Below are 23,887 nucleotides of genomic sequence, written 5' to 3' on the forward strand. Positions count from 1 at the left end.
CGCCGGACTGGAGGAAGTTATGAACCCATTGAGAGTACTGATCAGCAACTATGTCATCGACGTGGGGTTTCTCGCGTGGTTCGCGGCGCAGCTGCTGAAGACGATCCTGGCCTATATCCCCAGCCGTAAGATCATCTGGGAACGCATGGTGGGCTCGGGCGGGATGCCCAGCTCCCATTCGGCGCTGGTGTGCGCGGTGTCGGTGGGCGTGGCCAAAAAGCTCGGCTACGCCTCCCCGGAGTTCGCGCTCTCGCTGGCGATGGCGGGCATCGTCATGTACGACGCGATGGGGGTGCGCCGCGCCGCCGGGGAGCAGGCGAAGGTGCTCAACAAGATGGTCATCGACTTCAAGGAGATCTTCCAGATGCTCAAGGAGGAGTTCGACGCGCTCGCGCGCGGCGAGGACGCGCCCGAGGAGCGCGGCGGCCCGAACAAGCGCCTCAAGGAATTTTTGGGGCATACGCCGCTGGAGGTGCTCTGCGGCGCGGCGCTGGGGATCCTGATCGCCGCGCTGATCCCGGCATTCTGATAAAGTGGGGTGTTCCTTTGGCTAAATATAACCTGCTCAACCGCCTGGAGCTGCCCGGCGGCGTCAAGCGGCTGAATCCGGAGCAGCAGAAGATCCTCTGCTGGGAAATCCGCCAGAAGCTGCTGCATACCCTTTCGGAGAACGGCGGCCACCTCGCCTCCAACCTCGGCGTGGTGGAGCTGACCGTCGCCCTGCACACCGTTTTCGATGTCCCGCAGGACGCGATCGTGTGGGATGTGGGACATCAGTGCTACGCGCATAAGATGCTGACCGGCCGGCTCGGGGCGTTCCCGACCATCCGGCGGGAGGGGGGGCTCTCCGGCTTCCCGCGCCCGGGTGAGAGCGACTGTGACGCCTTTATCGCGGGGCACGCGAGCACCTCGATCTCCGCCGCCTGCGGGCTCGCGACGGCCAAGGCGCTCTCGGGCGACCGTCACCACGTGGTCGCGGTGGTCGGAGACGGCGCGTTTACCGGCGGGATGATCTACGAGGCGCTCAACAACGCCGGGCGCACGGGAAACCGGCTGATCGTCGTGCTCAACGACAACGACATGTCGATCTCCAAAAGCGTGGGCTCGCTCGCGCGTTATCTCGCCTCCAAGCGGACGAGCGAGGGGTACTTAAACCTGAAAAACCGGGTGGAGGACGCGCTGAAGAAGATCCCCGTCGTCGGCAGGGAGCTGCGCGACGTGATCTCCGACTCCAAGGCGGCCTTCCGCCAGCTGCTCTACCATTCGAACCTCTTTGAGGATTTTGGCTTCGACTATCTCGGTCCCGTCGACGGGCACGACATCCCCGCGCTCGTGCAGGCGCTGCGCCGCGCGAAGGAGCTCGAGAAGCCGGTCGTCCTGCACGTCAACACCGTCAAGGGCAAGGGCTATGCCTTCGCGGAAAAAAACCCCGCCCGATACCATGGGGTGGGCGGCTTCGACCGGGCGAGCGGGAGGCTCAAGGCCCCTTCCGAGAGCTTTTCCTCGGTGTTTGGGCGGGAGCTGGTCCTGCGCGCGCGCCGGGATAACAAAATCTGCGCGATCACCGCCGCGATGGAGGAGGGCACGGGCCTCTCCGCCTTTGCCGCGGAGTTCGGCCCGAAAAACCGCTTCTTCGACGTGGGGATCGCGGAGGAACACGCGGTCACCTTTGCCTGCGGGCTCGCCGCGGGCGGGATGAAGCCGGTGTTCGCGGTCTATTCGACCTTTTTGCAGCGCGGGTTCGACCAGATCATCCACGACGCGTCGATCGAACGGCAGCACATCGTGCTCGCCGTCGACCGGGCGGGGATCGTGGGGGAGGACGGGGAGACCCACCAGGGGCTTTTCGACGCGGCGTTCCTTTCGGAGATCCCCGGCGTGACGGTCTATTCCCCCGCAACCTACGGCGATCTGCGCTACGCGCTTGACCAGGCGTTCGACTGCTGCGACGGGGTCGCGGCGGTGCGCTACCCGCGCGGTGGGGAGATCCCGGTGGACGAACGCCTCGGCTACCGGCCGGGGGAGTGGTTCCACCACAGAAGCGGCGGCCAGACGCTGATCGTCAGCTACGGGCGCGCCTTCGGGGAGGCTTACGGCGCGATGGAGCTGCTCGCCGCCGAGGGGAAAAAGGCCGACCTGCTGAAGCTGCACCGCATTTCGCCCATTCCGGACGCGTGCGTACAGCTCGCGAAGAAATACCGCGCGATCTACTTTGTGGAGGAGGGCGTCCGGCAGGGGGGCATCGGGGAGCATTTCCTCGACGCGCTCTCGCGGGTGCGCTACCGCGGCCGCATGACGATCGGCGCGGTGGAAAATCCCTTCATCCCCGCGATGCCCGCCGATTCGGCGCTCAGGCGCTGCGGGCTCGACGCGCACACGGTTGCGCGCGCGATTTCGGAACTCTACTTCTGACCTGACGGAGGACGACGTGAAAAAACGACTGGATGTCCTGCTGGTGGAGCGCGGGCTCTTCCCGAGCAGGGAAAAGGCGAAGGCGGTCATTATGGCGGGGCAGGTGTATGTCGACTGCCAGAAGGCCGACAAGCCGGGCATGGACGTGGAGGAGGCCGCCGCGCTCGAGGTGCGCGGGGAGACCCTCCGGTACGTCAGCCGGGGCGGCCTCAAGCTCGAAAAGGCGATGCGGGTCTTTCCGGTCGTGCTCGAGGGGAAAACCTGCATGGATATCGGCGCGTCGACCGGCGGCTTCACCGACTGCATGCTGCAAAACGGCGCCGAAAAGGTCTACGCGGTCGACGTCGGCTACGGCCAGCTCGCCTGGAAGCTGCGGACCGACGGACGGGTCGTCAACCTGGAGCGCACCAACATCCGCTATGTCACCCGCGAACAGGTGCCCGACCCCATCGATTTCGCGAGCGTCGACGTGTCCTTCATCTCCTTGAAGCTCGTGCTGCCCGTGGCGGCGGAACTGCTGCGCGGTGGCGGCGGGATGGTCTGCCTCGTCAAGCCCCAGTTTGAGGCGGGGCGCGGCAAGGTGGGTAAGAAGGGGGTTGTGCGGGAGCGCGCGACCCATGTGGAGGTGCTGGAAAACGCCGTCGGCTACGCGGCGGAGAACGGTTTTTCGGTGGCCGGGCTCGACTTTTCGCCGGTCAAGGGGCCGGAGGGCAACATCGAATACCTCATGTACCTCCGCAAGGAGGAGGGGGGCGCCCTCCCGGAACGTGAGGAGATCGCGGCGCTGGTGGAGCGTTCCCACGCGGCGCTTGACTGAATCTTTGGAAGGGATGTGGTGCGGATGGAGCAGAAAACCGTATTAATCATGCCGAACCTGTCCAAATATAATACTGTCTGGCTGATGAAGGCGATCATCGGGCAGCTGCGCGCCGCCGGGTGCGTGCCGGTCATGGACGAGCGGTTCCGGGGCCAGTTCGGTGAGGTCGGCTACGGCGCCTTCGACCGGCAGATCGCCGCCTGCGACGTGGTCGTCACGGTCGGCGGAGACGGCACCATCCTGCACGCGGCCAAGCACGCGGTCGAATACCAAAAGCCGATCCTCGGGATCAACACGGGCAGGCTCGGATACCTCGCGCAGGTGGAGCCCAACGAGCTGGAATACCTCGCGCGGCTTTCGAGCGGGGATTACACGATCCAGGACAGGATGCTGCTCGAGGTGGAGATCGACGGGGTCCCGGGCGTGCGCCACGCCCTCAACGACGTCGTGATCTCCAAGGGGGAGCTCTCGCGGCTGGTCGACCTTGATATCGAAAGCGGCGGCCGCCCGGTCGGCAGCTACCGCGCCGACGGGCTCATCTTCGCGACGCCCACCGGCTCGACGGCGTACTCCCTCTCGGCGGGCGGCCCGATCGTCGACCCGGCGATCGGTACGATCCTCCTGACGCCCATCTGCCCGCACTCCCTCTACGACCGGTCGGTGCTCCTTTCGCCCGACATGGAACTCACGGTGCGCAGCCGGTTCGTCAACAACCCCGACAGCATCCTCGTCAGCGTGGACGGGGAGAGCTTCGCGGGGCTCGGCGCGGACCGGACGGTGCATATCCGCCGCTCGGAGAAGGCGGCGCGGTTCATCAGTTTCCCGGAGAAGAGCTTCACCGACATCCTCGGGAAAAAGCTGAAGGCGCGGGGTTAGGCCCCGCGCGAAGGGGTCCCCGCCGTCCACCGGCTGCGCGCGGCGGGGACGGAGCACGGACAAATTGACGCCGGCGCGCAGCGGCGAAGGGGAAGAATCGTATGAAAGCAAAACGTCACGCCAAAATCCTGGAACTCATCAATTCCCGGCCGATCGACACGCAGGACGAGCTGCTGGGCCTGCTGCGCGAAAGCGGCTTTTCGGTGACGCAGGCGACCGTATCCCGGGATATCAAGGAGCTGCGGCTGGTCAAGACGCTGACCCCCGACGGCAAATACCACTATGCGGCGCACGCCGACCTTCCCAAAAGCGAAATGTCCAATAAGTTCCTGCTGATCTTCTCCGAGTCGGTCAAGGAGATCGATTCGGCGGGCAACATGCTGGTGATCAAATGCTTCACCGGCATGGCGAACGCCGTCTGCGCGGCGCTCGACACCCTCCATTGGAGCGGCGTGGTCGGGACCCTCGCGGGGGACGACACGATCTTCATGGTCATGCGGGACGACCACAACGCGCGCGAACTGGTGCTGCAGCTCCGCAAGATGATGAGCGCCGGCCAGTAGGGGCGGCGCGTTTTCAATGCCGGAATAACGGGGTGAGAAGATGCTTTCACAGCTCTACATAAAGAATATCGCGGTGATCAGCGAGGCGGCGATCGATTTTACCGGCGGCCTCAACGTCTTTACCGGCGAGACGGGCGCGGGGAAAACGATCCTGATCAGCGCCATCAACGCCGTGCTGGGGGAGCGCACCTCCAAGGAGATCATCCGCACGGGGGAGGAAAAGGCGGTCATCTCCGCCCTTTTCACCGGGCTTTCGCCAGCGGCGGCCGCCGCGCTCGGGGAGGCGGGTTACCCGCCCGAGGAGGACGGCGTGCTCATCAGCCGGGAGATCACGGCGGACGGGAAATCGGCCTGCCGCATCGACGGCAGGCCCGCCACCGCCGCGATCCTCAAAACCGTCGCGGCGCACCTCATCAACGTGCACGGCCAGCACGACAACCAGCAGCTGCTCTCCCCGGCAAAGCACCTCGGCTTCATCGACGGGTACGGCGAGCTGGAGCCGATGCTGGAGGAATACCGGGACGCCTATCGCGCCTATTCCGCCGCCAGGCGGGAGCTCGAGCAGATCGACACCGACGAGGCGGAGAAGGCGCGCCGCATCGATCTGCTGGGCTACCAGATCGGGGAGATCGACGCGGCGCAGCTCACGCCGGGGGAGGAGGACGAGCTGCGCGCGCAGCGCAAGCTCCTCAAGAACGCGCTGGCCGTCACCGAGGCGCTCGGCGGCAGCCTCGCGGTGCTCGACGGGGACGACGAAACGCCGGGGCTCTCCTCCCAGCTCGGCGCACTGGTCGAGCAGATGGAGCAGGCCGCCCGGTATATGGACGCGGCCCGGCCGGTCAGCGAGCGGCTGACCGAGCTCTCCTACGAATTCGAGGGCTTTGCAAGCGACATCCGCGGCCTGCTCGAGGGGTTCGACTGCGATCCGCGCCAGCTCGACGCGATCGAAAACCGCCTTGACCTGCTCTACAGCCTCAAAAAGAAATACGGCGGCACGGTGGAGGAGATCCTCGCCTTCCGTGACCGGGCGGCGGAGGAGCTCCGGAAGATCGAGACGTCGGACGAGCGCGCCCGGCAGCTCCAGCGGGAGCTTTCGGGGCTGCTCGCCGAGGCGGAGGCGCGCGCCGAAAAGCTCTCCGCGGCGCGCGGGGACGCCGCAGAGCGGTTCACCGCGCGGGTGATGGAGGAGCTTGCCTTCTTGGACATGCCCTCGGTGACCCTTACGGTACGGCGCCGCGAAAAGCCCCTCTCTCCCGACGGGATCGACGAGCTGGAGCTCTATATCTCCACCAATGTCGGCGAGGAGCCGCGCTCGCTCGCGAAGGTCGCGTCGGGCGGCGAGCTCGCGCGCATCATGCTGTCGGTCAAGAACGTGATGGCCGGGCGGGACGATATCGGCACCCTCATCTTCGACGAGGTGGACACCGGCGTGTCCGGCCGCGCCGCCCAGAAGATCGGCCACAAGCTGCGGCAGGTCGCCGCGGACCGGCAGGTGATTGTCGTCACCCATTTGGCGCAGGTCGCCGCCTACGCGCAGCACCACCTTCTCATCTCGAAAACGGCCCGCGACGACCGCACCTTCACGTCGATCATCCCGCTCGAGGGGGAGGACCGGGTGCGGGAGCTCGCGCGCATCACCGGCGGCGAAACCCTCAGCGAAATCGCGCTCGAACATGCCCGCGAGATGCTGCGGGAGGCGGACAGGGCCTTCCGGTAGGGGTTGTACTTTGTGCTTTTGCATGCTATACTGGTAAAAATCCGCCCAGCGGATGGTAACAAAGAAATTTTAACAAGGGGAAAGATCGATGACAGTATTTGAAGAATTAACCCGACGCGGCCTGATCGCGCAGATGACCCACCCGGAAAAGATCGAGGAGCTTCTGAATAACGAGAAGGTCACCTTCTATATCGGGTTCGACGCGACTGCGGACAGCCTCCATGTCGGCCACTTTCTTCAGTTGGTTGTGATGCGCCGCCTCCAGCTCGCGGGACACCGCCCGATCGCGCTGCTCGGCACGGGGACCACCCTCATCGGGGACCCGACCGGGCGCACCGATATGCGCAAGATGCTCACGCCGGAGGCGATCAACTATAACGCCGAGTGCTTCAAGCGCCAGATGGAGAAGTTCATTGACTTTTCCGACAACAGGGCGCTCATGCTCCGCAACGGCGATTGGCTCTGCAAGCTCAACTACATCGAGCTGCTCCGCGACGTGGGCGTCTATTTCTCGGTCAACCAGATGCTCACGATGGACAGCGTCAAGACCCGTCTGGAGCGCGGACTTTCCTTCCTGGAGTTCAACTATATGATCATGCAGAGCTACGACTTCTTAAAGCTGCACCGCGACTACGGCTGCCGGATGGAGCTGGGCGGCAACGACCAGTGGGCCAATATCCTCGGCGGTATCGACCTGACCCGCCGCGTCACGGGCGACGAGGTCTACGGCATGACCTTCACGCTGCTCACCACCAAGGAGGGCAAGAAGATGGGCAAGACGGAGAACGGCGCCGTCTGGCTCGACCCGGAGAAGACCTCGCCCTACGAGTTTTTCCAGTACTGGCGCAACGTCGCGGACGCCGACGTTATCAACTGCCTCAAGCTGCTCACTTTCCTGCCGATCGAGGAGATCGAGGCGATGGAGAGCTGGGAGGGCAGCCAGCTCAACCAGGCCAAGGAGACGCTCGCCTACGAGCTGACCAAGATGGTGCACGGCCAGCAGGAGGCCGACAAGGCGCTGGCCGCCGCGCGCGCGCTTTTCGGCGCGGGCAGCCAGAGCGACGACATGCCCACGACCACCCTTTCGGCCGCTGACCTTGCCGGTGGGAGGATCGCGGTGGCGGACCTGCTCGTGAAGACCGGGCTCGCGCCCTCCAAGGGCGAGGCCAAGCGCCTCATCCAGCAGGGCGGCGTGTCCGTCGATGATGAAAAGGTTTCCGACTTTACAGCTGAAATCGGCGCGGACGCCTTTGAAAAGGGCCACGTGATCCTCAAAAAGGGCAAGAAAATCTACCACAAGGTCCTGCTGGGCTGAACCCTGGCGCGCTGGGAGGCGGCGAGATGAAGGAATCCCTTTCCCGCACAAAATATCTCTCGATGCTGGGGTTGCTGGCCGCGATGGAGATCGTGCTGACCCTCACGCCGCTCGGGTTCATCCCGCTCGGCGTGACCAAGGCGACGACCCTGCACATCCCGGTCATCCTCGGCGGCGTGCTGATGGGGCCGCTCGCGGGAGGCATCCTGGGCGGCGTGTTCGGGCTGCTCAGCGTGATCACCAATACCTTCCAGCCGACGATCACCTCCTTTGTGTTCACGCCCTTCTATTCGCTCACCCCCGAATACAGCGGGAACCTGTGGAGCCTCGTCATCGCGATCCTGCCGCGGGTGCTGATCGGCGTCTTTTCCGCGTGGGTCTTCCGCCTGCTGCGCAGGGCCTTCAAGGGGGATACGGCCGCGTTCCTCGGCGCGGGAATCGTCGGCGCGATCACGAATACCGGCCTTGTGATGGGCGGCATCTACCTCTTTTTCGGCGCGAGCTACGCCGCCGCCAAGGGAATCGCGCGTTCCGCGCTGCTCGGCGTGATCATGGGCGTCATCGGGCTCAACGGCGTGCTTGAGGCGGTGATCGCCGCGGTGCTGACCGTCGCGCTCTGTAAACCGCTGGCCACGGTGCTCCGCCGGATGCGTTGAAAATTTTGGGAAATTTACGTCTTGACAAACGCGGCTTTGCGCGTTATCATGTCTAACAAGATGAATACGTCAAAGGCGTTGACGGGGAACAAAACACATCCCGCGCGTTTGCAGAGAGCCGCCGGCCGGTGCGAGGCGGTGCCGCGAATGTGAATAACTCGCCCCCGAGCTGCCGGTCGAAAGCTCCATTTGCGATTAGAACCGGACGGAACCCCGCCGTTAGATGGGGAGCGCATTGTTGGATGCGGTCGAGCGGGCTGCCTATGGCGGTCAATGAGAGTGGTACCACGGAAGTTTTTCAAAACCTTCGTCTCTTTTTTGGAGAGGCGAAGGTTTTTTTGTTTTTTCCGCGATCCGCGCTGACGTTTCTCGAAATCTGATTACGGGAAAGGGGAAATCACCATGAGCACAAGAACGGTCAAGATCTTCGACACCACCCTGCGGGACGGGGAACAGTCCCCGGGATGCAGCATGAACTTCAACGAGAAGCTGGAGATGGCGCGCCAGCTCGAGCGGCTGGGCGTGGACGTCATCGAGGCGGGCTTCCCGGTCTCGTCGCCCGACGACTTCCGGGCGGTCGAGGCGATCGCCAAGATCGTCAAGAATTCCACCGTCGCGGGGCTCGCGCGCTGCGTCGAGGGGGACATCCAGCGCGCGTGGGACGCGGTCAGGCACGCCGCGCATCCGCGCATCCACGTCTTTCTCGCGACGAGCGACATTCACATGAAATACAAGCTCAAGATGACCCCCGACGAGGTCGTCGCCCGCGTCGCCGGGATGGTCCGGTTCGCGCGCAGCCTCTGCCCGGACGTTGAATTTTCGGCCGAGGACGCCTCCCGCAGCGACCGCGACTTCCTCGTCAAGGTGTTCGACACGGCGATCGCGGCGGGCGCCTCGACGATCAACATCCCCGACACGGTCGGCTACAGCACCCCGAACGAAATGTACGACCTCGTCGCCTATGTAAAGGCGCACCTCCAGAATCCCGCCGTGGACATCTCGGTCCACAACCACAACGACCTCGGCATGGGGGTCGCGAACACGCTGGAGAGCATCCGGGCGGGCGCGACGCAGGTCGAATGCACCGTCAACGGCATCGGCGAGCGCGCGGGCAACGCCGCGATGGACGAGATCGTCATGGCGCTCAGGACCCGCGGGGATTTTTACGGATGCACAACGGGCATCAACACCCGCCAGATCTACCGCACGAGCAAGCTGCTCTCCACGATCATCGGCGTGGGAATCGCGCCCAACAAGCCGATCGTGGGCGCGAACGCCTTCGCGCACGAAAGTGGAATCCACCAGCACGGCGTGCTCGCCGAACGCACCACCTACGAGATCATGAGCCCCGACGATGTGGGCATCTACCAGAACAAGATGGTGCTCGGCAAGCACTCGGGCAAGCACGCGTTCGCCGACCGGATCGCCGAACTGGGCTACCGGATGTCCGACGAGGACATCGCCGAGGCGTTCGAGCGTTTTAAGGAGATGGCCGACCGCAAGAAGGAGATCACCGACCGCGACATCGAGGCGCTCGTCGGCAACGCGGCGATCTCCGACGTGAAGGAGACCTACGGGCTGAAGAGCTTCGTCGTCAATTCGGGCACCGTCATCTCCGCGACGGCGGTCGTGCGGCTCGTACGGGACGACGGGGAGGAAAAGGAGCATGTGGCGCGCGGCGAGGGCCCGATCGACGCGGCCTTCAACGCGATCGACCGCATCGTCAAGATGGACACCAAGCTGGAAAACTGGACGATGCAGGCGGTTACCGAGGGCGAGGACGCGCTCGGCGAGGCGATCTGCAAGATCAGCTGCAACGGCCACACGGTCACCGGGCGCGGCCTGAGCCCCGACATCCTCGAATCCTCCATCCGCGCCTACGTCAACGCGATCAACAAGGCGATTGCGATGGAAGAAAAAGCCATGATATAATCGCCGTAAAGCGGCTTATTATACGGCTTATGGCCAAGGCGATACGCGGGCCGCGCCCGCTCCCGCCTTCATGGCCGATTACACCATTCACGCTGCGCGTTCATGGTATCATAGCCGCAGACGGTGGAAAACACTCTGATGGAAATGGGGAATTGACATGGGAATGACGATGAGCCAGAAGATTCTGGCCAAAAAAGCGGGCCTCGACTCCGTCGCGCCCGGCCAGCTCATCAACGCGGACGTCGACATGGTGCTTGGCAACGACATCACCACGCCGGTCGCGATCGACGAGTTTGAAAAGTACGGTTTCGACAGCGTCTACAGCAAAACGGGCATCTCGATCGTGCTCGACCATTTCGTGCCCAACAAGGACATCAAGGCGGCGCAGCTCTCCAAGCGCTGCCGGGAGTTCGCCGGGAAATACGGCATCGAACATTTCTTCGACGTGGGCCGCATGGGCATCGAACACGCGCTGCTGCCCGAGCAGGGGATCGTCGCGCCGGGCGAGCTGATCGTCGGCGCGGACAGCCACACCTGTACATACGGCGCGCTCGGGGCCTTCTCGACCGGCTTCGGCTCGACCGACATGGCCGCCGCGATGGCCACCGGCAAGTGCTGGTTCAAGGTGCCCTCCGCCATCCGCTTCAACCTGACCGGCAAGCCGGGCAGGTGGGTGAGCGGCAAGGACGTCATCCTGCACATCATCGGCATGATCGGCGTGGACGGCGCGCTCTACAAATCGATGGAGTTCGGCGGCGAGGGGCTGGGAAACCTCTCGATGGACGACCGGCTGACGATTGCGAACATGGCGATCGAGGCGGGCGCGAAAAACGGCATCTTCGAGGTGGACGAGGTGACGCTCGCCTATGAAAAGGGCCGCGTGGACCGCCCCTTTGAAATCTATGCGCCCGACCCGGACGCGGCCTACGACGCGGTCTATGACATCGACCTCTCCGCGATCAGACCGACCGTCTCCTTCCCGCACCTGCCGGAGAACACCCGGACGATCGACGAGGTCGGGGAGGTGAGGATCGACCAGGTGGTCATCGGCTCCTGCACCAACGGCCGCATGAGCGACCTGGCGGCAGCCGCCGAAATCCTGCGCGGCAGGAGGGTGGCGGACGGGGTGCGCTGCATCGTCATCCCCGGCACCCAGCAGATTTACAAGGAGGCGATGGAGGCCGGATACCTCTCCGACTTCATCGAGGCGGGCTGCGCCGTCTCGACGCCGACCTGCGGCCCCTGCCTCGGCGGATATATGGGCATCCTCGCGGAGGGGGAGCGGTGCGTCGCGACGACAAACCGCAACTTCGTCGGCCGCATGGGGCATGTGAAGAGCGAGGTCTACCTCGCGTCGCCCGCCGTCGCGGCGGCCAGCGCCGTGGCCGGGATGATCGCCGGCCCCGACAGCCTGTAAGGGAGGAATCAACCAATGAAAGCTACCGGAACCGTCCACAAATATGGGGACAACATCGATACCGACGTCATCATCCCCGCGCGCTGCCTCAACATCTCCGACCGAGGGGAGCTCGCCTCCCACTGCATGGAGGACATCGACGCGGAGTTCGTCAAAAAGGTGCGGCCGGGCGACATGATCGTCGGCGGCTGGAACTTCGGCTGCGGCTCCTCCCGCGAGCACGCACCGATGGTCATCAAGGAAAACGGCGTCTCCTGCGTGATCGCCAAGACGTTCGCGCGCATCTTCTACCGCAATGCGATCAACATCGGCCTGCCGATCCTCGAGTGCGAGCAGGCGAGCGACGCGATCCAAAACGGCGACCGCGTCGAGGTGGACTTCGATACGGGCGTCATCCGAAACCTCACGCGGGAGGAAAGCTACACCGCCGCGCCCTTCCCCGCGTTTATAAAAGAGATCATCGACGCGGACGGCCTTTTGAATTCCATCCGCCGCAGGATGGGGAAATGACAAAACGCCCGCCGGCCACTTGGTGGCCGGCGGGCGTTTTTCGCTTTCATGCTTCGGATTCGCAGGCGGCGACGGCATGCCGCCAGACCGTTTCAAACGGGACGCCGTGCGCCTTGGCGGCGGCGAGCACGTCGGCGTACTCCGGCTTCTCCTTGGAGACCCCGTGGCCGCTGCTCCGCTTGACGCAGATGGGGCCGTAGGGGGTGTCCACCGTCGAAAGGGAGGACCGCAGCACCGTGCGGCGGCAGGTGTGCTCCCGCACGCCGAGGGTCGAGGTGTGCAGGAGCATGGCGTCGACCACCGCCTGCTTCTGCGCGGGACGGGCAAGGCAGGTGAGCATCACGCCCGGCCGGTTCTTTTTCATCTGGATGGGGGTCAGGAAGACGTCGAGCGCGCCCGCCGCGAAGAGCAGGTCGACCGCCGCGCCGACCGCCTCGGGGGTCATGTCGTCGAGGTTGCAGCGGAGCTCGCAGGTTTCGTCCATGCCGCCGTCCTCCTCGCCGAGGAAGGCGCGCAGGCAGTTGGCGCGCTCAAACTCCTTGCTGCCCATGCCGTAGCCGATCTTTTCCGCCGCCATAACGGGCATCGGGCCGAAGGAGGAAACAAAGTGCCGCAGCAGCGCCGCGCCGGTCGGGGTGCAGAGCTCGCCGCGCACCTCGCCGCCGTAGGCGGGCACGCCGCGCAAAAGGTAGGCGGTGGCGGGCGCGGGCACGGGCAGAACCCCGTGCGCGCAGCGCACGAAGCCGCTTCCGACGTGGACGGGGGAGGCGGCGACGCGGTCCGCGCCGATCAGGTGGAAGAGCAGGCAGCAGCCGACGATGTCCGCGACCGCGTCCATCGAGCCGACCTCGTGGAAATGCACCTCCTCGGCCGCAACGCCGTGCGCGTGGGATTCCGCCTCGGCGATGAGGCGGTAGACGGCGATCGCGTCCGACCGGACCTCGGCGGGCAGGTCGAATCCTTCGATCAGCGCGCGGATATCGGAAAAGCTGTAGTGATGATGCCCGTGCGGATGGCTGTGGCCCTCCCCGTGTTCGTGGCCGTGTTCGTGCGTGTGCGGCGTCTCCCCGCTGTGCTCATGCTCGTGAAGATGCCCGCGGTCATGGGGAGCCTCTCCGTGGTCGTGCGTGTGGGGGTGCTCATGGACGTGGGGCGCCTCCTGCGTGTGGGGATGGGCATGGCCGCCGACGTCCTCGCTCTGCTCCTCCTCGCCGCGCACCCTGACGCGGACGTGGGTGCCGGTGATGCCGCATTTCTGCATGGGTTCGCCCGTGATCTCCACGCCGGGGATGCCCAGCGCGTTCATCCGGGCGAGAAAGGGCGCGGGATCGGGCAGCAGCTCGAGCAGCGCGGCCATCAGCATGTCGCCCGCCGCGCCCATCTGACATTCGAGGTAGAGCGTCTTCATGATTTCGTCCCTCCCATGTGGTTGATCATGCTGGCGAGATAGCCCGCGCCGAAGCCGTTGTCGATGTTGACGACCGACACGCCGCTCGCGCAGGAATTGAGCATCGAGAGCAGAGCGGAGAGCCCGCCGAAATTCGCGCCGTAGCCGATGCTGGTGGGCACGGCGATGACCGGGCAGTCGCACAGCCCGCCGATCACGCTGGCGAGCGCCCCCTCCATGCCCGCGACGGCGACCACCACGCGGGCGCTCATGAGCACGTTCAGCTTTGCGAGAAGCCGGTGCAGCCCCGCGACCCCCACGTCGTAGAGCCGCTCCACCGGGTTGCCGAGCGACTCGGCGGTGACGGCGGCCTCCTCCGCGACGGGGATGTCGCTCGTGCCGCCCGTCGCGACGACGATCCGCCCCTCCGTGTCGGGCGCGGGACGCTCCCCAGCGAAGGCGATGCGGGAGACGGGATCGTAGCTGATCTCGATTTCCACCGCGACCGCCTCCGCCGCCTCGGGGGAGAGGCGCGTGATGAGCACGCCGCTGCCGCGCGCCAGCATCGAGCGGGTGATGCCGACGATCTGTCCGGGCGTCTTGCCGCTGCCGAAGATGACTTCGGGGACGCCCTGCCGCAGGGCGCGGTGGTGGTCCACCTTCGCGTAGCCCAGATCCTCAAACGGGCACATCTTCAGGTCCAGCATCGCCTGCTCGGGCGTGACCGCCCCCGCTTTGACCTCCTGCAAAATCTGTAAAATCCGGTCCTGTTCCATCAAGTCGTCTCCTTAACCGCGCGGCCGCAGATCGAGCAGCACCGCGTCAAAATCGGGGGATAGCGCGTCCAAAATCGACTGCCGCGCCAAAAGCGCGCGGGAAAGCTGCCCCTCCGGGAGCTGGATGCGCGCCGCGCCGCAAAAAAACCGCACCCGAAAATCGGTGAACCCGAGGGAAAAGAGGGCGTTTTCGGCGCGTTCGGTCTTTTCCAGCAGGCCGGGGGTGATCGGCGTGCCGGTGGGGACCCGGGTGGCAAGACAGGCATAGGCGGGCTTATCGTGGGTGAAAAGCCCCGCCTCGCGGGAAAGCCGGCGGATCTCCGGCTTGGAGAGGCCCGCCTCCCGCAGGGGGGAAAGCACCCCAAGCTCCGCGAGCGCCTTCATGCCCGGCCGGTCGGCGCCGTCGTCCGAGGCGTTGGTGCCGTCGCAGAGCTCCTCGAACCCGTCGGCACGCGCGGCCTCCCACAGCCGGGTGAAGAGCGCGCGCTTGCAGTGGTAGCAGCGCAGCGGCCCGTTCTCCGCGACGCCGGGGACTCCGAGCACGTCGTATTCGACGATGTGCAGCGGCACGCCGAGCTGGCCCGCGAGCTTTTGGGCGTCCTCCAGCTCGAACCGGGGCTGGAAGGGCGTCTTCAAAAAGTAGGCGGCCGCATCGCAGCCCGCCGTCTTGGCGGCGTAGAGCAGGTAGGCGGAATCCACCCCGCCGGAGAACGCGACCGCTACCCGCGGGTGCGCGGCAAAAAAGGATTCGAGAGGCATCCCAAAGACCTCCTGTCGACAAAAAAAGGCTCACGAAGCGTGAGCCTTCTGGCGGTTTTCTCCGTGGCTTGACCACAGACAGCGCACTTCCTGTGCGCTACCAGTTTACAATAACGGGGCCGGTTTGTCAATCGCGGCGACTTGACAAATCCGTTTCATTCGGGTATCCTTAGTGAGGTCCGCAGAAGCGGACGCGTGCGCCGCCCACGAAGGGACGGCAGTCAGTATAGACGATTTGACGAATGAAATCATGAAGATTTTCCCGCGGGCAACGCGGGGGATTTTTCATGGTTTTTTCTTTTGTGTCAAATTTGACGGGGGAGGGTGAAAAGATGAAGCGCGCGGTGAAAAACGCGGCCAGGCGGGCGCTGGGGTTTGTGCTGGCGCTGTTTCTGCTTTCCCTGGCGGTCTTTTTCCTCTCGCGGCTTTCCCCCGGCGACCCGCTGCGCTCCTACTACGGCGAGAGTGCGGAACGCCTCAGCGAATCCGAGCGCGCCGACGCGCTCGACCGGCTCGGGCTGGACCGCCCGATCATCGTGCAGTACGGCGCGTGGCTTCAAAACGCGCTCCGGGGCGACTTCGGCGTCTCCTTCCAGTATAAGCGGGACGTGATGACGGTAATCGGCGGCGTCTACGGGAACACGCTGCTGCTCGGCGTGACCGCCTACCTGCTGACCTTCGGGCTGGCGCTGCTGCTGGGGGCCTTCTGCGCGCTGCGGGAGGATTCGCCGGCCGACCGCGCCGTCCGGCGGATCGGCACCGTGACCGGCTGCATCCCTTCCTTCTGGCTGGCGCTTCTGCTGATCCTGCTGTTCAGCGTCGAGCTGGGCCTGCTGCCTTCGAGCGGGGCCTACGACATCGGCAGGCCGTACGACCTTTTGGGGCGCCTGCGCCATCTTGCCCTGCCGCTCGCCGTGCTGGTGCTCGGGCACCTCTGGTACTACGCCTACCTCATCCGCAACCGCCTGCTTGACGAGGTGCGGCAGGACTATGTCCTGCTCTGCCGCGCGGAGGGGCTCAGCCGCCGCAAAATCCTCTTCACCCAGTGCCTGCGCAACGTCCTGCCCTCCTATTTCGGGCTGATGGCGGTGTCGATCCCGCATATTCTGGGCGGCACCTACATCGTGGAAAAGGTGTTTTCCTATCCAGGGCTGGGCACACTCTGTTTTGAAAGCGCGAAATATCACGACTACAACATGCTGCTCGTCCTCTGCCTCATCACCGGCGCGGTCGTCATGCTCGCGGGCATGGCGGCGCGGGCGCTCGGCGGGGCGCTCGACCCGCGTATGAGGGGGAGGGGCGCGCGATGAATTTTCTGCCCGGCGACTTCTCCTTCGCGCCCGCGCCCCCCGGCGCGGCGCCGCCGCTGTCGCCCCCGAAGCCGCGCGCCAAACGGCCGTGGGCCGCATTCTGGCTGCTCGGGCTGATCCTGCTGGGGTGCGCCCTCGCGGGCGCGCTCGCGCCGCGCGACCCCGGATACCTCGACCTATCGCACATCGGCGCGCCGCCCTCGTCGGAATTCTGGTTCGGCACCGACCCGATGGGGCGCGACCTCTTTTCCATGATCTGGCACGGGGGACGGGTGTCCCTCTTCGTGGGGTGCCTCGCGGCCGCGATATCAACCGCGATCGCCCTGCTCTACGGCAGCGTCAGCGGAGTCGCGCCCGCTAAGGCGGATGCCGCGATGATGCGCTTCATCGAGCTTTCCCTCTCGGTGCCGTCCATCCTGCTCGTCATCTTTTTGCAGGCGGTCATCGGCCGCCAAAGCCCGGCGGGCATCGCACTGGTTGTCGGCGTGACCGGCTGGATGCAGATGGCGCAGGTCGTGCGCGGGGAGGTGCGCAGGCTGCGGCACAGCGCCTACGTCCTCGCGGCGCGCACGATGAAGGCGGGCTTCTGGCACATCCTAAGGCGGCACCTGCTGCCGAATCTCCTGTCGCCCCTCATGTTCATGGTCGTCACCAACATCAGCGCGGCGATCGCGACCGAATCGACCCTCAGCTTTCTGGGGCTCGGCCTGCCGGTCGGCGTCGTCTCGTGGGGGAGCCTGCTCTCCCAGGCCGACCGGGCGCTCCTGTCCGGGAGCTGGTGGGTCATCGTCATACCGGGCGTCTTTCTGATCGTGACGCTCGTCTCCATCACCGACATTGGAAATTACATCCGCAGGGAGGGTAACAAAACATGCAGCAATCTGTAACGCGCCTCCTCGCCGCCCTGCTGGCGGCGGTCCTCTTCCTCCTGCCGGGCTGCGGCGCGGCGGGCGGGGAACCGGAAGAAACGACTCTCGTCTATGGCAGCGGGGACTACACGAGCATCAACCCCGCGCTCTATGAGCACGGGGAAGTGAATCTGCTGCTCTTTTCGGGGCTGACCGCCCGCGACGGGGAAAACAAGATCATCCCCGGGCTGGCGGAAAAGTGGGAGTACGACCGCGACAGCCTCACCTACACCTTTGCGCTCCGGAAGGGCGTCAAATGGCACGACGGCGAACCGTTCACCTCCGCAGACGTAAAGTTCACGCTGGAAGCGATCCTCGCCCCCGAGAACCTCTCGGAGATCGCCTCCAACTATGAGGACATCGCGGCGATTGAGACGCCCGACGACCATACCGTGAGGATCACGCTTTCCTCACCCAACGCCGCGATGCTCGATTACCTCGCGATCGGAATCCTCCCGAAGCACCTGCTCGAGGGGAAGGACCTCGTCACCGACCCCTTCAACCAGGCGCCGGTCGGGACCGGCCCCTACAAGCTTGTCGCGTGGGACGCGGGGCAGAGCATCGAGCTCGAGCGCAACCCTGATTACTACGCGGGCACGCCGAAGATCGGGCGGATCATTTTCAAGATCGTGCCCGACGAGAAGGCGCGCGCCATGCAGCTTCGGTCGGGGGAGCTCGACCTCGCGCAGGTTTCCCCGCAGGACGCGCGGTCGTTCGGGGACGCGGAGGGCTTTACCGTCTACGACATGAAGACCTCCGACTACCGGGGGGTCCTCTATAACTTCAACCATCCGCTCTTCGCCAAATACCGCGAGCTGCCCAACGCGCTGAGCTACGCGGTCGACCGGCAGGCGATCGTCGACAGCGTCCTGCTCGGCAAGGGCCGGCCCGCCTACTCGCCCCTCCAGTCCGGCCCCTACAACAATCCGGCCGTTGAAAAGTTCCAGTACGATCCGGTCAAGACCCGCGCGATGCTCGAAGCGGCGGGCTGGCGGCAGGGCTCCGACGGCGTCTACCAGAAGGACGGCGACCGGCTGGCCTTTACGATCCACTGCCCCGAGGGGGACCCGGTGCGCGTCGACATGGCGAACATCTGCGCGCAGCAGTTCTCCGAGGCGGGCGCGGACGTGACCGTCTCGATCGATTCCGAGATCGACTGGGCGGGGCAGGCCGCCTATCTGATCGGCTGGGGAAGCCCCTTCGACCCCGACGACCACACCTACAAGGTGTTCGGCACCGGGCAGGCGGCCAACTACGGGAACTACTCCAACCCCCGCGTGGACGACCTGCTCGGGAAAGCGCGCGGCACCGACGTCTCCGCCGACCGGATGAAATACTATCAGGCGTTCCAGGAGGCGCTGACCGACGATTTGCCCTACACCTTCCTGGCCTATGCCGACGCCGTCTACGTCGCGAAGGACCGGGTGCAGGGGATCGCGCCCGACACGGTCCTCGGCCACCACGGGGTGGGCATCTTCTGGAACGTCAAAGACTGGACGCTCGCCTGAAGGGGGAATGACCATGGACGCGCTGCTTGAGGTGCGGGATCTGAAGATCGCGTTTGACTCCCCGCGCGGCGTCATCCGGGCGGTGCGCGGCGTCTCCTTCTCGCTTTGCGCGGGGGAGACGCTCGCGGTCGTGGGGGAGAGCGGCTGCGGCAAGTCGGTGCTCTGCAAGAGCCTGCTCGGCCTGCTGCCCCACCGGGGGCGGGTCGCGGGCGGGAGCATCCTCTACGCGGGGCGGGATCTCGCCGCGATGGGCGAGCGGGAGCTCGAGGGGATCCGCGGGAAGGAGATCGCGCTCGTGCTGCAAAACCCGATGTCCGCGCTGAACCCCTCCCTGCCGGTGGGAAGCCAGATCGCCCGCGCCGCCCGCGCGCACGGAGGGATCTCCCGTGCCGGGGCGAAGGCGCGCGCGCTCGAGCTGATGGCCCTGACCGGCATCTCCGAACCCGCGCGGCGGTACGGCGACTATCCGCACCAGTTTTCCGGCGGGATGCTCCAGCGCTGCGTGCTCGCGTCGGCGCTTGCCTGCGGCCCGAAGCTGCTTGTCGCCGACGAGCCGACCACCGCGCTCGACGCGACCGTGCAGGCGCAGATGCTCGATCTGCTGCGGGACATCCAGCACCAGACGGGCACAGCGATCCTCTTTATCACCCACGACCTCGGCGCGGCGGCGCGGATCGCCGGGCGCGTCGCCGTCATGTACGCGGGAAAGCTCGTCGAAATCGGCGCCGCGGAGGAAATCTACCACGATCCGCGCCATCCCTACACCTGGGGGCTGCTCGCGTCCGTTCCCTCCCCGGAGGGAACGGGGGAGCTCTTCAGCATTCCAGGCGCGCCTCCCGACCTGCTCCATCCACCCGCGGGCGACGCGTTTGCCCCGCGGAATCCCTGGGCGCTGGGCGTCGACTGGCGGGAGGAGCCGCCCCTCTTCCGCGTTTCCGATACCCACTATGCCGCGACCTGGCTGCTGCATCCCGACGCGCCGCGCGTCGACCCGCCCGCCGGGATTGGGGAAAGGCGGGTGAGCGCCGGTGGATGAGCCGCTGCTTTCGGTATGCGGGCTGCAAAAACGCTTTTTGTCGGGCGGCGCGGAGATCCACGCGGTCGACGGCGTGTCCTTTTCGATCGGGCGCGGGGAACTCTTCGGGCTCGTCGGGGAGAGCGGCTCGGGCAAATCGACCGTCGCCCGCTGCGTCGCCGGGCTCTGCCGTCCGGAGGACGGCGAAATCCGCCTCGCGGGGAGCTTCCAGATGATCTTCCAGGACGCGTCCGGCTCCCTCAATCCGCGCATGACGGCCGAAGAGCTGATCTGCGAGCCGCTCGACATCCTGCGCCGGGGCGGGCGCGCCGAACGCAGGGAAAGGGCGCGCGAACTGCTCGGGCTGGTCGGCCTCGGCGAAGAACTCGCCGGCTGCTTTCCGGGCGGCCTTTCGGGCGGGCAGCAGCAGCGGATCACGGTGGCGCGGGCGCTCGCGCCCGACCCCGATCTCCTGCTCGCCGACGAACCTGCCGCCTCGCTCGACATGTCGGTGCGCGCGCAGATTTTGAACCTCTTCCTGCGCCTGCGGCGGGAGCGGGGCATGTCCGTCCTGCTGATCTCCCACGACCTTGCCGCGGTGCGGCGGGTCTGCGGGCGCATCGGCGTCATGAGGGCGGGAAAGCTCGTCGAGCTGGGGGAGACCGCGGAGGTCTGCGGGCGTCCGCGCCACCCCTATACACGGGCGCTGCTCGAGGCGGTGCCGGTGCCCGACCCGGACTGTTATCGGGCATCGGGACGCCCGCCCCGCGGGGCGGCCGTATGGTTGTAAAGCGATAAAAAAGGTGCGCAGCGGTTGCTGCGCACCTTTTTTATGTTCTGCACGGGCGGCGCAGCCCCGAAACCGGGAGGTCAGCAGCCGCACTTTCTCCTCGCGCAGTAGAGGTCCTTGCAGCAGAGCCACCGCGGATGGGCGAAGTCGGGCCAGAAGGTATTCCGGCAGTCCTCGGGGAACATCCCGCAGCAGCCGCTCTGGTCGCAGCAAAGCCTCATCTGGCGTCCGTTGTCGGACGTGACATCAACCGGATACCAGCAGCAGTCGCTGTTGGGACGGCATCCGCTGACGGGCTGGATGCGGCATTCGTCCATCTTTTTCCGGCAGCAGTTGCAGCCGCAGTTGCAGCGGTTCCTGTTGTTACAACAACAAGCCATTAACGATCACACCTTTTTCTCAGAATAAATGTATCAAAAGCACAGCTCACAGGGATAAGAACGCCGCGCGCGGTCCCGTGCGGCAGGAAAGGGCTGGCATGGAGCCCCGCCGGACGCTCCGATACAGTTGCTGTTCTCTCTCATTGTATGCGGGAGGGGCCCATCGTGTTAGCCCGCGCGGGGCTTTGGAGAAATCCGATGATTTGTCCCGCGATTTCGACAGAAACAAAACTTGTCCGCTCTCTATAATAGTCCTGTTGGACAATATCAGCTTGGAACTTTTCGAGGGGGCGGGGCGGTTATGACAGTTTATGCCGATGTGCTGGTGGTGGTGAATTATATCGTCAATCTCCTGCTCCTGCTCGCCTCTGCCAAGCTGCTCGGCGTGGTGATATGCCGCTGGAGGCTGTGCGCCGGGGCGCTCGTCGGCGCGCTCGGGTCGCTCGTCATCTTCCTGCCCTATGTCGGGATGTGGTTCCAGATCCTCTATAAAATCCTGCTCGCCCTGGCGATGGCGGCGGCCGCCTTCGGCGTCCGCCCGTGGCAGAGGCTCGCAAAGGCCCTTTTTGTCACCTTTGCGGTGAGCTTCCTCTTCGCGGGGCTCATGCTGGCGCTCTCCCGCCTGCTCGCGCCCGCCGGGATGATCTTCTATAACGGCGTGGTCTACTTCGACATCTCCGTGCTGGCGCTCATCCTCTCCACGACCGCCGCCTACCTGTTCCTATTGCTCTTCGAGCGGCTCTTCGCGGGCCGGGTCGACGAGCGCCGGCTCTATGAGATCACCGTGACGGCGGGCGGGAGGGCGGTCTCCTGCAAGGGGCTCGCGGATACCGGCAGCGATTTGCGGGAGCCTTTTTCCGGCGCTCCGGTCATCGTCTGCGACCGGACGCTGGCGGAACGGGTCCGTCCGCCCGAGCATGCGGGCTTCCGGGTGATCCCCTGCCGGACGGTGACGGGGGAGGGGGCGCTCGAGGGGTTCCGGCCCGATGAAATCCAGATCACCGGAGGAGGCAGGACGATCCGGACCTCCGACGTCTACATAGCGGCGAGCCGCGAACCGATCAGCGGGGAATACCAGGCGCTCATCAACCCGCAGATCATCGACCGGGCGCATTAGGGAAGGGGCGTATTTATTTGATCACGACATTACGGGCGCGGGCGGCCGGGCTGTTCGGGCGGCTGCGCGAAATCTTCCGGCGGCTGTGGCGGCGGCGGGCCTACTACATCAACGGCCCGGAGACGCTGCCCGCTCCGCTCTCCAAGGAGGAGGAAAAGATCGTCTTCCGCAAGCTCGAGGAGAACGACGAGGGCGCGAAGGAGACATTGACGGTACATAATCTGCGGCTGGTCGTCTACATCGCCAAAAAATTCGAGTCGACCGGCATCTGCGTGGAGGACCTCATCTCGATCGGGACGATCGGGCTGATCAAGGCGGTGAACACCTTCTGCCCGCAGAAGAACATCAAGCTGGCCACCTACGCCTCCCGCTGCATCGAAAACGAGATCCTCATGCACCTGCGCAAAAACCAGTCGCACAGGAACGAAATCTCGATCGACGAGCCGCTCAACATCGACTGGGACGGCAACGAGCTGCTTCTTTCGGATATTCTGGGCACCGATCCGGACAGCATCAACCGTCCCATCGAGGACGAGGCGGAAAAGAACCTCCTGCTCGGCGCGATCAGCCATCTCGACGAGCGCGAACAGCTCATTATGAAGCTGCGGTTCGGCCTGCTCGGCAGCGAGGAGAAGACCCAGAAGGAGGTCGCGGACATCATCGGCATCTCCCAGTCGTACATCTCGCGGCTGGAAAAGCGCATCATCAAAAAGCTCAAGAAGGAGCTGGAAAAGACCCTGTAACGGCACCCCACTTTACAGGAAGGCCCCGGCACGGAGATTCCGTGCCGGGGCCTTCCCGCGCGTCCCGGAAAAAGCTGCCGCGCCGGTCAAGCAATTTTTGGAAAGCGTATGTTTGCAAATTCCCCTGCTCATACTGAATTTAGAAAGATTCGGGTGAGCGGGGTGCGAAACGTGTATTACAACAAGGTGGAAATCTGCGGGATCAATACGGCCAAGCTGACCGTTTTAAAGGAAAAGGAAAAGATCGAGCTGTTAAAGCGCATCCGGCAGGGGGATCAGCAGGCGCGCCAGGAGATGATCAACGGCAACCTGCGGCTGGTGCTGTCGGTCGTGCAGAAGTTTACCAACCGCGGCGAAAATCTGGACGACCTCTTCCAGGTGGGGTGCATCGGACTGATCAAGGCGATCGACAACTTCGATCCCAACCAGAACGTGCGCTTTTCCACCTACGGGGTGCCGATGATCATCGGGGAAATCCGCCGCCATCTGCGCGACAACAACTCGGTGCGGGTGAGCCGTTCGCTGCGCGACCTCGCCTATAAGGCGATGCAGGCGAAGGAGACGCTCATCAACCGCAACTCCAAGGAGCCGACCGTAGACGAGATCGCAGCGGAGATGGGGGCCAAAAAGGAGGACGTCGTGCTCGCGCTCGAGGCGATCGTCGAGCCGATGTCCCTCTACGAGCCGGTCTACTCGGACGGCGGAGACACCATCTACGTGATGGACCAGGTGGGTGACAAGGGCGGCGAGAGCGACTGGATGGACGAGATTGCGATCAAGGAGGCGATGAAGAGCCTCGGCGATCGGGAGAAGAGGATTCTCACGCTGCGCTTTTTCGTCGGCAAGACCCAGATGGAGGTCGCCAAGGAGATCGGCATTTCACAGGCGCAGGTCTCCCGGCTGGAAAAGGGCGCGCTCGACTGGATCAAAAAACACATCTAAAAAAGGAAGCCGCCCGCGGGCGGCTTCCTTTTTCTTT

23 protein-coding genes are annotated in these 23,887 nt (G+C 65.0%); 19 read left to right on the top strand and 4 right to left on the bottom strand.

The genetic code is table 11. From position 1 onward, the window contains the following. Positions 1–19: 19 nt before the first annotated feature. The 11 genes from NE609_RS01235 to leuD all read left to right on the top strand — a co-directional run bounded on the left by NE609_RS01235 (position 20) and on the right by leuD (position 12,215). Positions 20–529: a divergent PAP2 family protein gene (locus NE609_RS01235; protein ID WP_101550757.1), complete on the top strand. Its 510-nt coding sequence runs from the start codon at positions 20–22 to the stop codon at positions 527–529. Positions 530–546: 17 nt separating this feature from the next. Then, positions 547–2,412, top strand: a complete 1,866-nt coding sequence (dxs, locus tag NE609_RS01240; RefSeq protein ID WP_256151440.1) for a 1-deoxy-D-xylulose-5-phosphate synthase — start codon at positions 547–549, stop codon at positions 2,410–2,412. A gap of 16 nt (positions 2,413–2,428) precedes the next feature. Then, a complete protein-coding gene (locus tag NE609_RS01245) occupies positions 2,429–3,229 on the top strand; it encodes a TlyA family RNA methyltransferase (protein WP_121585655.1) in 801 nt (266 codons plus the stop codon). Between the two features lie 24 nt (positions 3,230–3,253). Continuing rightward, positions 3,254–4,105: an NAD(+)/NADH kinase gene (locus tag NE609_RS01250; protein WP_101550751.1), complete on the top strand. Its 852-nt coding sequence runs from the start codon at positions 3,254–3,256 to the stop codon at positions 4,103–4,105. A gap of 101 nt (positions 4,106–4,206) precedes the next feature. Beyond that, the gene (locus tag NE609_RS01255; protein WP_101550749.1) at positions 4,207–4,668 is read left to right on the top strand and encodes an arginine repressor; all 462 of its coding nucleotides are present in this window, start codon (positions 4,207–4,209) and stop codon (positions 4,666–4,668) included. A gap of 40 nt (positions 4,669–4,708) precedes the next feature. After that, positions 4,709–6,385, top strand: a complete 1,677-nt coding sequence (gene recN, locus NE609_RS01260) for a DNA repair protein RecN (protein WP_256151441.1) — start codon at positions 4,709–4,711, stop codon at positions 6,383–6,385. Positions 6,386–6,473: 88 nt separating this feature from the next. After that, positions 6,474–7,700, top strand: coding sequence for a tyrosine--tRNA ligase (gene tyrS, locus NE609_RS01265; protein WP_121585653.1), 1,227 nt, complete (start codon positions 6,474–6,476; stop codon positions 7,698–7,700). A 26-nt stretch (positions 7,701–7,726) separates the two neighbouring features. Then, positions 7,727–8,356: an ECF transporter S component gene (locus NE609_RS01270; RefSeq protein ID WP_256151442.1), complete on the top strand. Its 630-nt coding sequence runs from the start codon at positions 7,727–7,729 to the stop codon at positions 8,354–8,356. A 402-nt stretch (positions 8,357–8,758) separates the two neighbouring features. Further along, positions 8,759–10,288: a 2-isopropylmalate synthase gene (locus NE609_RS01275; protein WP_256151443.1), complete on the top strand. Its 1,530-nt coding sequence runs from the start codon at positions 8,759–8,761 to the stop codon at positions 10,286–10,288. A gap of 157 nt (positions 10,289–10,445) precedes the next feature. Further along, complete coding sequence (leuC, locus tag NE609_RS01280) at positions 10,446–11,705, top strand: 3-isopropylmalate dehydratase large subunit (RefSeq protein WP_256151444.1); 1,260 nt, start codon at positions 10,446–10,448, stop codon at positions 11,703–11,705. 15 nt (positions 11,706–11,720) lie between these two features. Next, positions 11,721–12,215 (top strand): 3-isopropylmalate dehydratase small subunit, encoded by a 495-nt coding sequence (leuD, locus tag NE609_RS01285; protein WP_101550736.1) that lies wholly within the window; start codon positions 11,721–11,723, stop codon positions 12,213–12,215. 46 nt (positions 12,216–12,261) lie between these two features. On the opposite strand, the gene larC is transcribed toward leuD, so the two are convergent. The 3 genes from larC to larE are packed head-to-tail and all read right to left on the bottom strand — an operon-like array spanning position 12,262 to position 15,137. After that, a complete protein-coding gene (gene larC / locus NE609_RS01290) occupies positions 12,262–13,623 on the bottom strand; it encodes a nickel pincer cofactor biosynthesis protein LarC (RefSeq protein WP_256151445.1) in 1,362 nt (453 codons plus the stop codon). Beyond that, positions 13,620–14,378 carry a nickel pincer cofactor biosynthesis protein LarB gene (larB, locus tag NE609_RS01295; RefSeq protein WP_256151446.1) on the bottom strand — a complete coding sequence of 253 codons (759 nt, stop codon included), beginning with the start codon at positions 14,376–14,378 and terminating at the stop codon, positions 13,620–13,622. The genes larC and larB overlap by 4 nt, the downstream gene beginning before the upstream one ends. Before the next feature lie 12 nt (positions 14,379–14,390). Continuing rightward, the gene (gene larE, locus NE609_RS01300) at positions 14,391–15,137 is read right to left on the bottom strand and encodes an ATP-dependent sacrificial sulfur transferase LarE (RefSeq protein WP_256151447.1); all 747 of its coding nucleotides are present in this window, start codon (positions 15,135–15,137) and stop codon (positions 14,391–14,393) included. Positions 15,138–15,469: 332 nt separating this feature from the next. Between larE and NE609_RS01305 the strand changes: the two genes are divergently transcribed. From NE609_RS01305 to NE609_RS01325, 5 genes are read left to right on the top strand one after another with little or no spacing between them, the layout of a single operon-like run. Then, the gene (locus NE609_RS01305; RefSeq protein ID WP_256151448.1) at positions 15,470–16,447 is read left to right on the top strand and encodes an ABC transporter permease; all 978 of its coding nucleotides are present in this window, start codon (positions 15,470–15,472) and stop codon (positions 16,445–16,447) included. Beyond that, the gene (locus NE609_RS01310; RefSeq protein ID WP_256151449.1) at positions 16,444–17,334 is read left to right on the top strand and encodes an ABC transporter permease; all 891 of its coding nucleotides are present in this window, start codon (positions 16,444–16,446) and stop codon (positions 17,332–17,334) included. The genes NE609_RS01305 and NE609_RS01310 overlap by 4 nt, the downstream gene beginning before the upstream one ends. Further along, a complete protein-coding gene (locus tag NE609_RS01315) occupies positions 17,319–18,863 on the top strand; it encodes an ABC transporter substrate-binding protein (RefSeq protein ID WP_256151450.1) in 1,545 nt (514 codons plus the stop codon). Before NE609_RS01310 ends, NE609_RS01315 begins: the two co-directional genes overlap by 16 nt. Before the next feature lie 13 nt (positions 18,864–18,876). After that, positions 18,877–19,899, top strand: coding sequence for an ABC transporter ATP-binding protein (locus NE609_RS01320; RefSeq protein ID WP_305144815.1), 1,023 nt, complete (start codon positions 18,877–18,879; stop codon positions 19,897–19,899). Beyond that, positions 19,892–20,668, top strand: a complete 777-nt coding sequence (locus NE609_RS01325; RefSeq protein WP_256151452.1) for an ATP-binding cassette domain-containing protein — start codon at positions 19,892–19,894, stop codon at positions 20,666–20,668. Before NE609_RS01320 ends, NE609_RS01325 begins: the two co-directional genes overlap by 8 nt. 80 nt (positions 20,669–20,748) lie before the next feature. Here NE609_RS01325 and NE609_RS01330 read toward each other — a convergent pair whose 3' ends face one another. Then, on the bottom strand, positions 20,749–21,048 hold the full coding sequence (locus NE609_RS01330; protein ID WP_146021702.1) for a hypothetical protein: 300 nt from the start codon (positions 21,046–21,048) through the stop codon (positions 20,749–20,751). Positions 21,049–21,349: 301 nt separating this feature from the next. Here NE609_RS01330 and NE609_RS01335 point away from each other — a divergent pair, with 301 nt between their 5' ends. The 3 genes from NE609_RS01335 (at position 21,350) to sigG (ending at position 23,850) form a co-directional block, all read left to right on the top strand. Next, the gene (locus NE609_RS01335) at positions 21,350–22,165 is read left to right on the top strand and encodes a sigma-E processing peptidase SpoIIGA (RefSeq protein ID WP_121585640.1); all 816 of its coding nucleotides are present in this window, start codon (positions 21,350–21,352) and stop codon (positions 22,163–22,165) included. Between the two features lie 62 nt (positions 22,166–22,227). Then, positions 22,228–22,908, top strand: a complete 681-nt coding sequence (gene sigE / locus NE609_RS01340; protein ID WP_101553216.1) for an RNA polymerase sporulation sigma factor SigE — start codon at positions 22,228–22,230, stop codon at positions 22,906–22,908. Between the two features lie 171 nt (positions 22,909–23,079). After that, positions 23,080–23,850, top strand: coding sequence for an RNA polymerase sporulation sigma factor SigG (gene sigG, locus NE609_RS01345; protein WP_101553215.1), 771 nt, complete (start codon positions 23,080–23,082; stop codon positions 23,848–23,850). Positions 23,851–23,887 lie beyond the last annotated feature (37 nt).

The organism is Anaerotruncus sp. DFI.9.16, from assembly GCF_024461615.1.
GTDB lineage: Bacteria > Bacillota > Clostridia > Oscillospirales > Ruminococcaceae > Anaerotruncus > Anaerotruncus massiliensis.

Excerpts from the sequence above, each read along its gene's own strand:
- NE609_RS01235 (WP_101550757.1), top strand. The coding sequence starts at position 20 with ATGAACCCATTGAGAGTACTGATCAGCAACTATGTCATCGACGTGGGG.
- NE609_RS01250 (WP_101550751.1), top strand. The coding sequence starts at position 3,254 with ATGGAGCAGAAAACCGTATTAATCATGCCGAACCTGTCCAAATATAAT.
- NE609_RS01255 (WP_101550749.1), top strand. The coding sequence starts at position 4,207 with ATGAAAGCAAAACGTCACGCCAAAATCCTGGAACTCATCAATTCCCGG.
- recN (WP_256151441.1), top strand. The coding sequence starts at position 4,709 with ATGCTTTCACAGCTCTACATAAAGAATATCGCGGTGATCAGCGAGGCG.
- tyrS (WP_121585653.1), top strand. The coding sequence starts at position 6,474 with ATGACAGTATTTGAAGAATTAACCCGACGCGGCCTGATCGCGCAGATG.
- NE609_RS01270 (WP_256151442.1), top strand. The coding sequence starts at position 7,727 with ATGAAGGAATCCCTTTCCCGCACAAAATATCTCTCGATGCTGGGGTTG.
- NE609_RS01275 (WP_256151443.1), top strand. The coding sequence starts at position 8,759 with ATGAGCACAAGAACGGTCAAGATCTTCGACACCACCCTGCGGGACGGG.
- leuC (WP_256151444.1), top strand. The coding sequence starts at position 10,446 with ATGGGAATGACGATGAGCCAGAAGATTCTGGCCAAAAAAGCGGGCCTC.
- leuD (WP_101550736.1), top strand. The coding sequence starts at position 11,721 with ATGAAAGCTACCGGAACCGTCCACAAATATGGGGACAACATCGATACC.
- larC (WP_256151445.1), bottom strand. The coding sequence starts at position 13,623 with ATGAAGACGCTCTACCTCGAATGTCAGATGGGCGCGGCGGGCGACATG.
- larB (WP_256151446.1), bottom strand. The coding sequence starts at position 14,378 with ATGGAACAGGACCGGATTTTACAGATTTTGCAGGAGGTCAAAGCGGGG.
- larE (WP_256151447.1), bottom strand. The coding sequence starts at position 15,137 with ATGCCTCTCGAATCCTTTTTTGCCGCGCACCCGCGGGTAGCGGTCGCG.
- NE609_RS01305 (WP_256151448.1), top strand. The coding sequence starts at position 15,470 with ATGAAGCGCGCGGTGAAAAACGCGGCCAGGCGGGCGCTGGGGTTTGTG.
- NE609_RS01310 (WP_256151449.1), top strand. The coding sequence starts at position 16,444 with ATGAATTTTCTGCCCGGCGACTTCTCCTTCGCGCCCGCGCCCCCCGGC.
- NE609_RS01315 (WP_256151450.1), top strand. The coding sequence starts at position 17,319 with ATGCAGCAATCTGTAACGCGCCTCCTCGCCGCCCTGCTGGCGGCGGTC.
- NE609_RS01320 (WP_305144815.1), top strand. The coding sequence starts at position 18,877 with ATGGACGCGCTGCTTGAGGTGCGGGATCTGAAGATCGCGTTTGACTCC.
- NE609_RS01330 (WP_146021702.1), bottom strand. The coding sequence starts at position 21,048 with ATGGCTTGTTGTTGTAACAACAGGAACCGCTGCAACTGCGGCTGCAAC.
- NE609_RS01335 (WP_121585640.1), top strand. The coding sequence starts at position 21,350 with ATGACAGTTTATGCCGATGTGCTGGTGGTGGTGAATTATATCGTCAAT.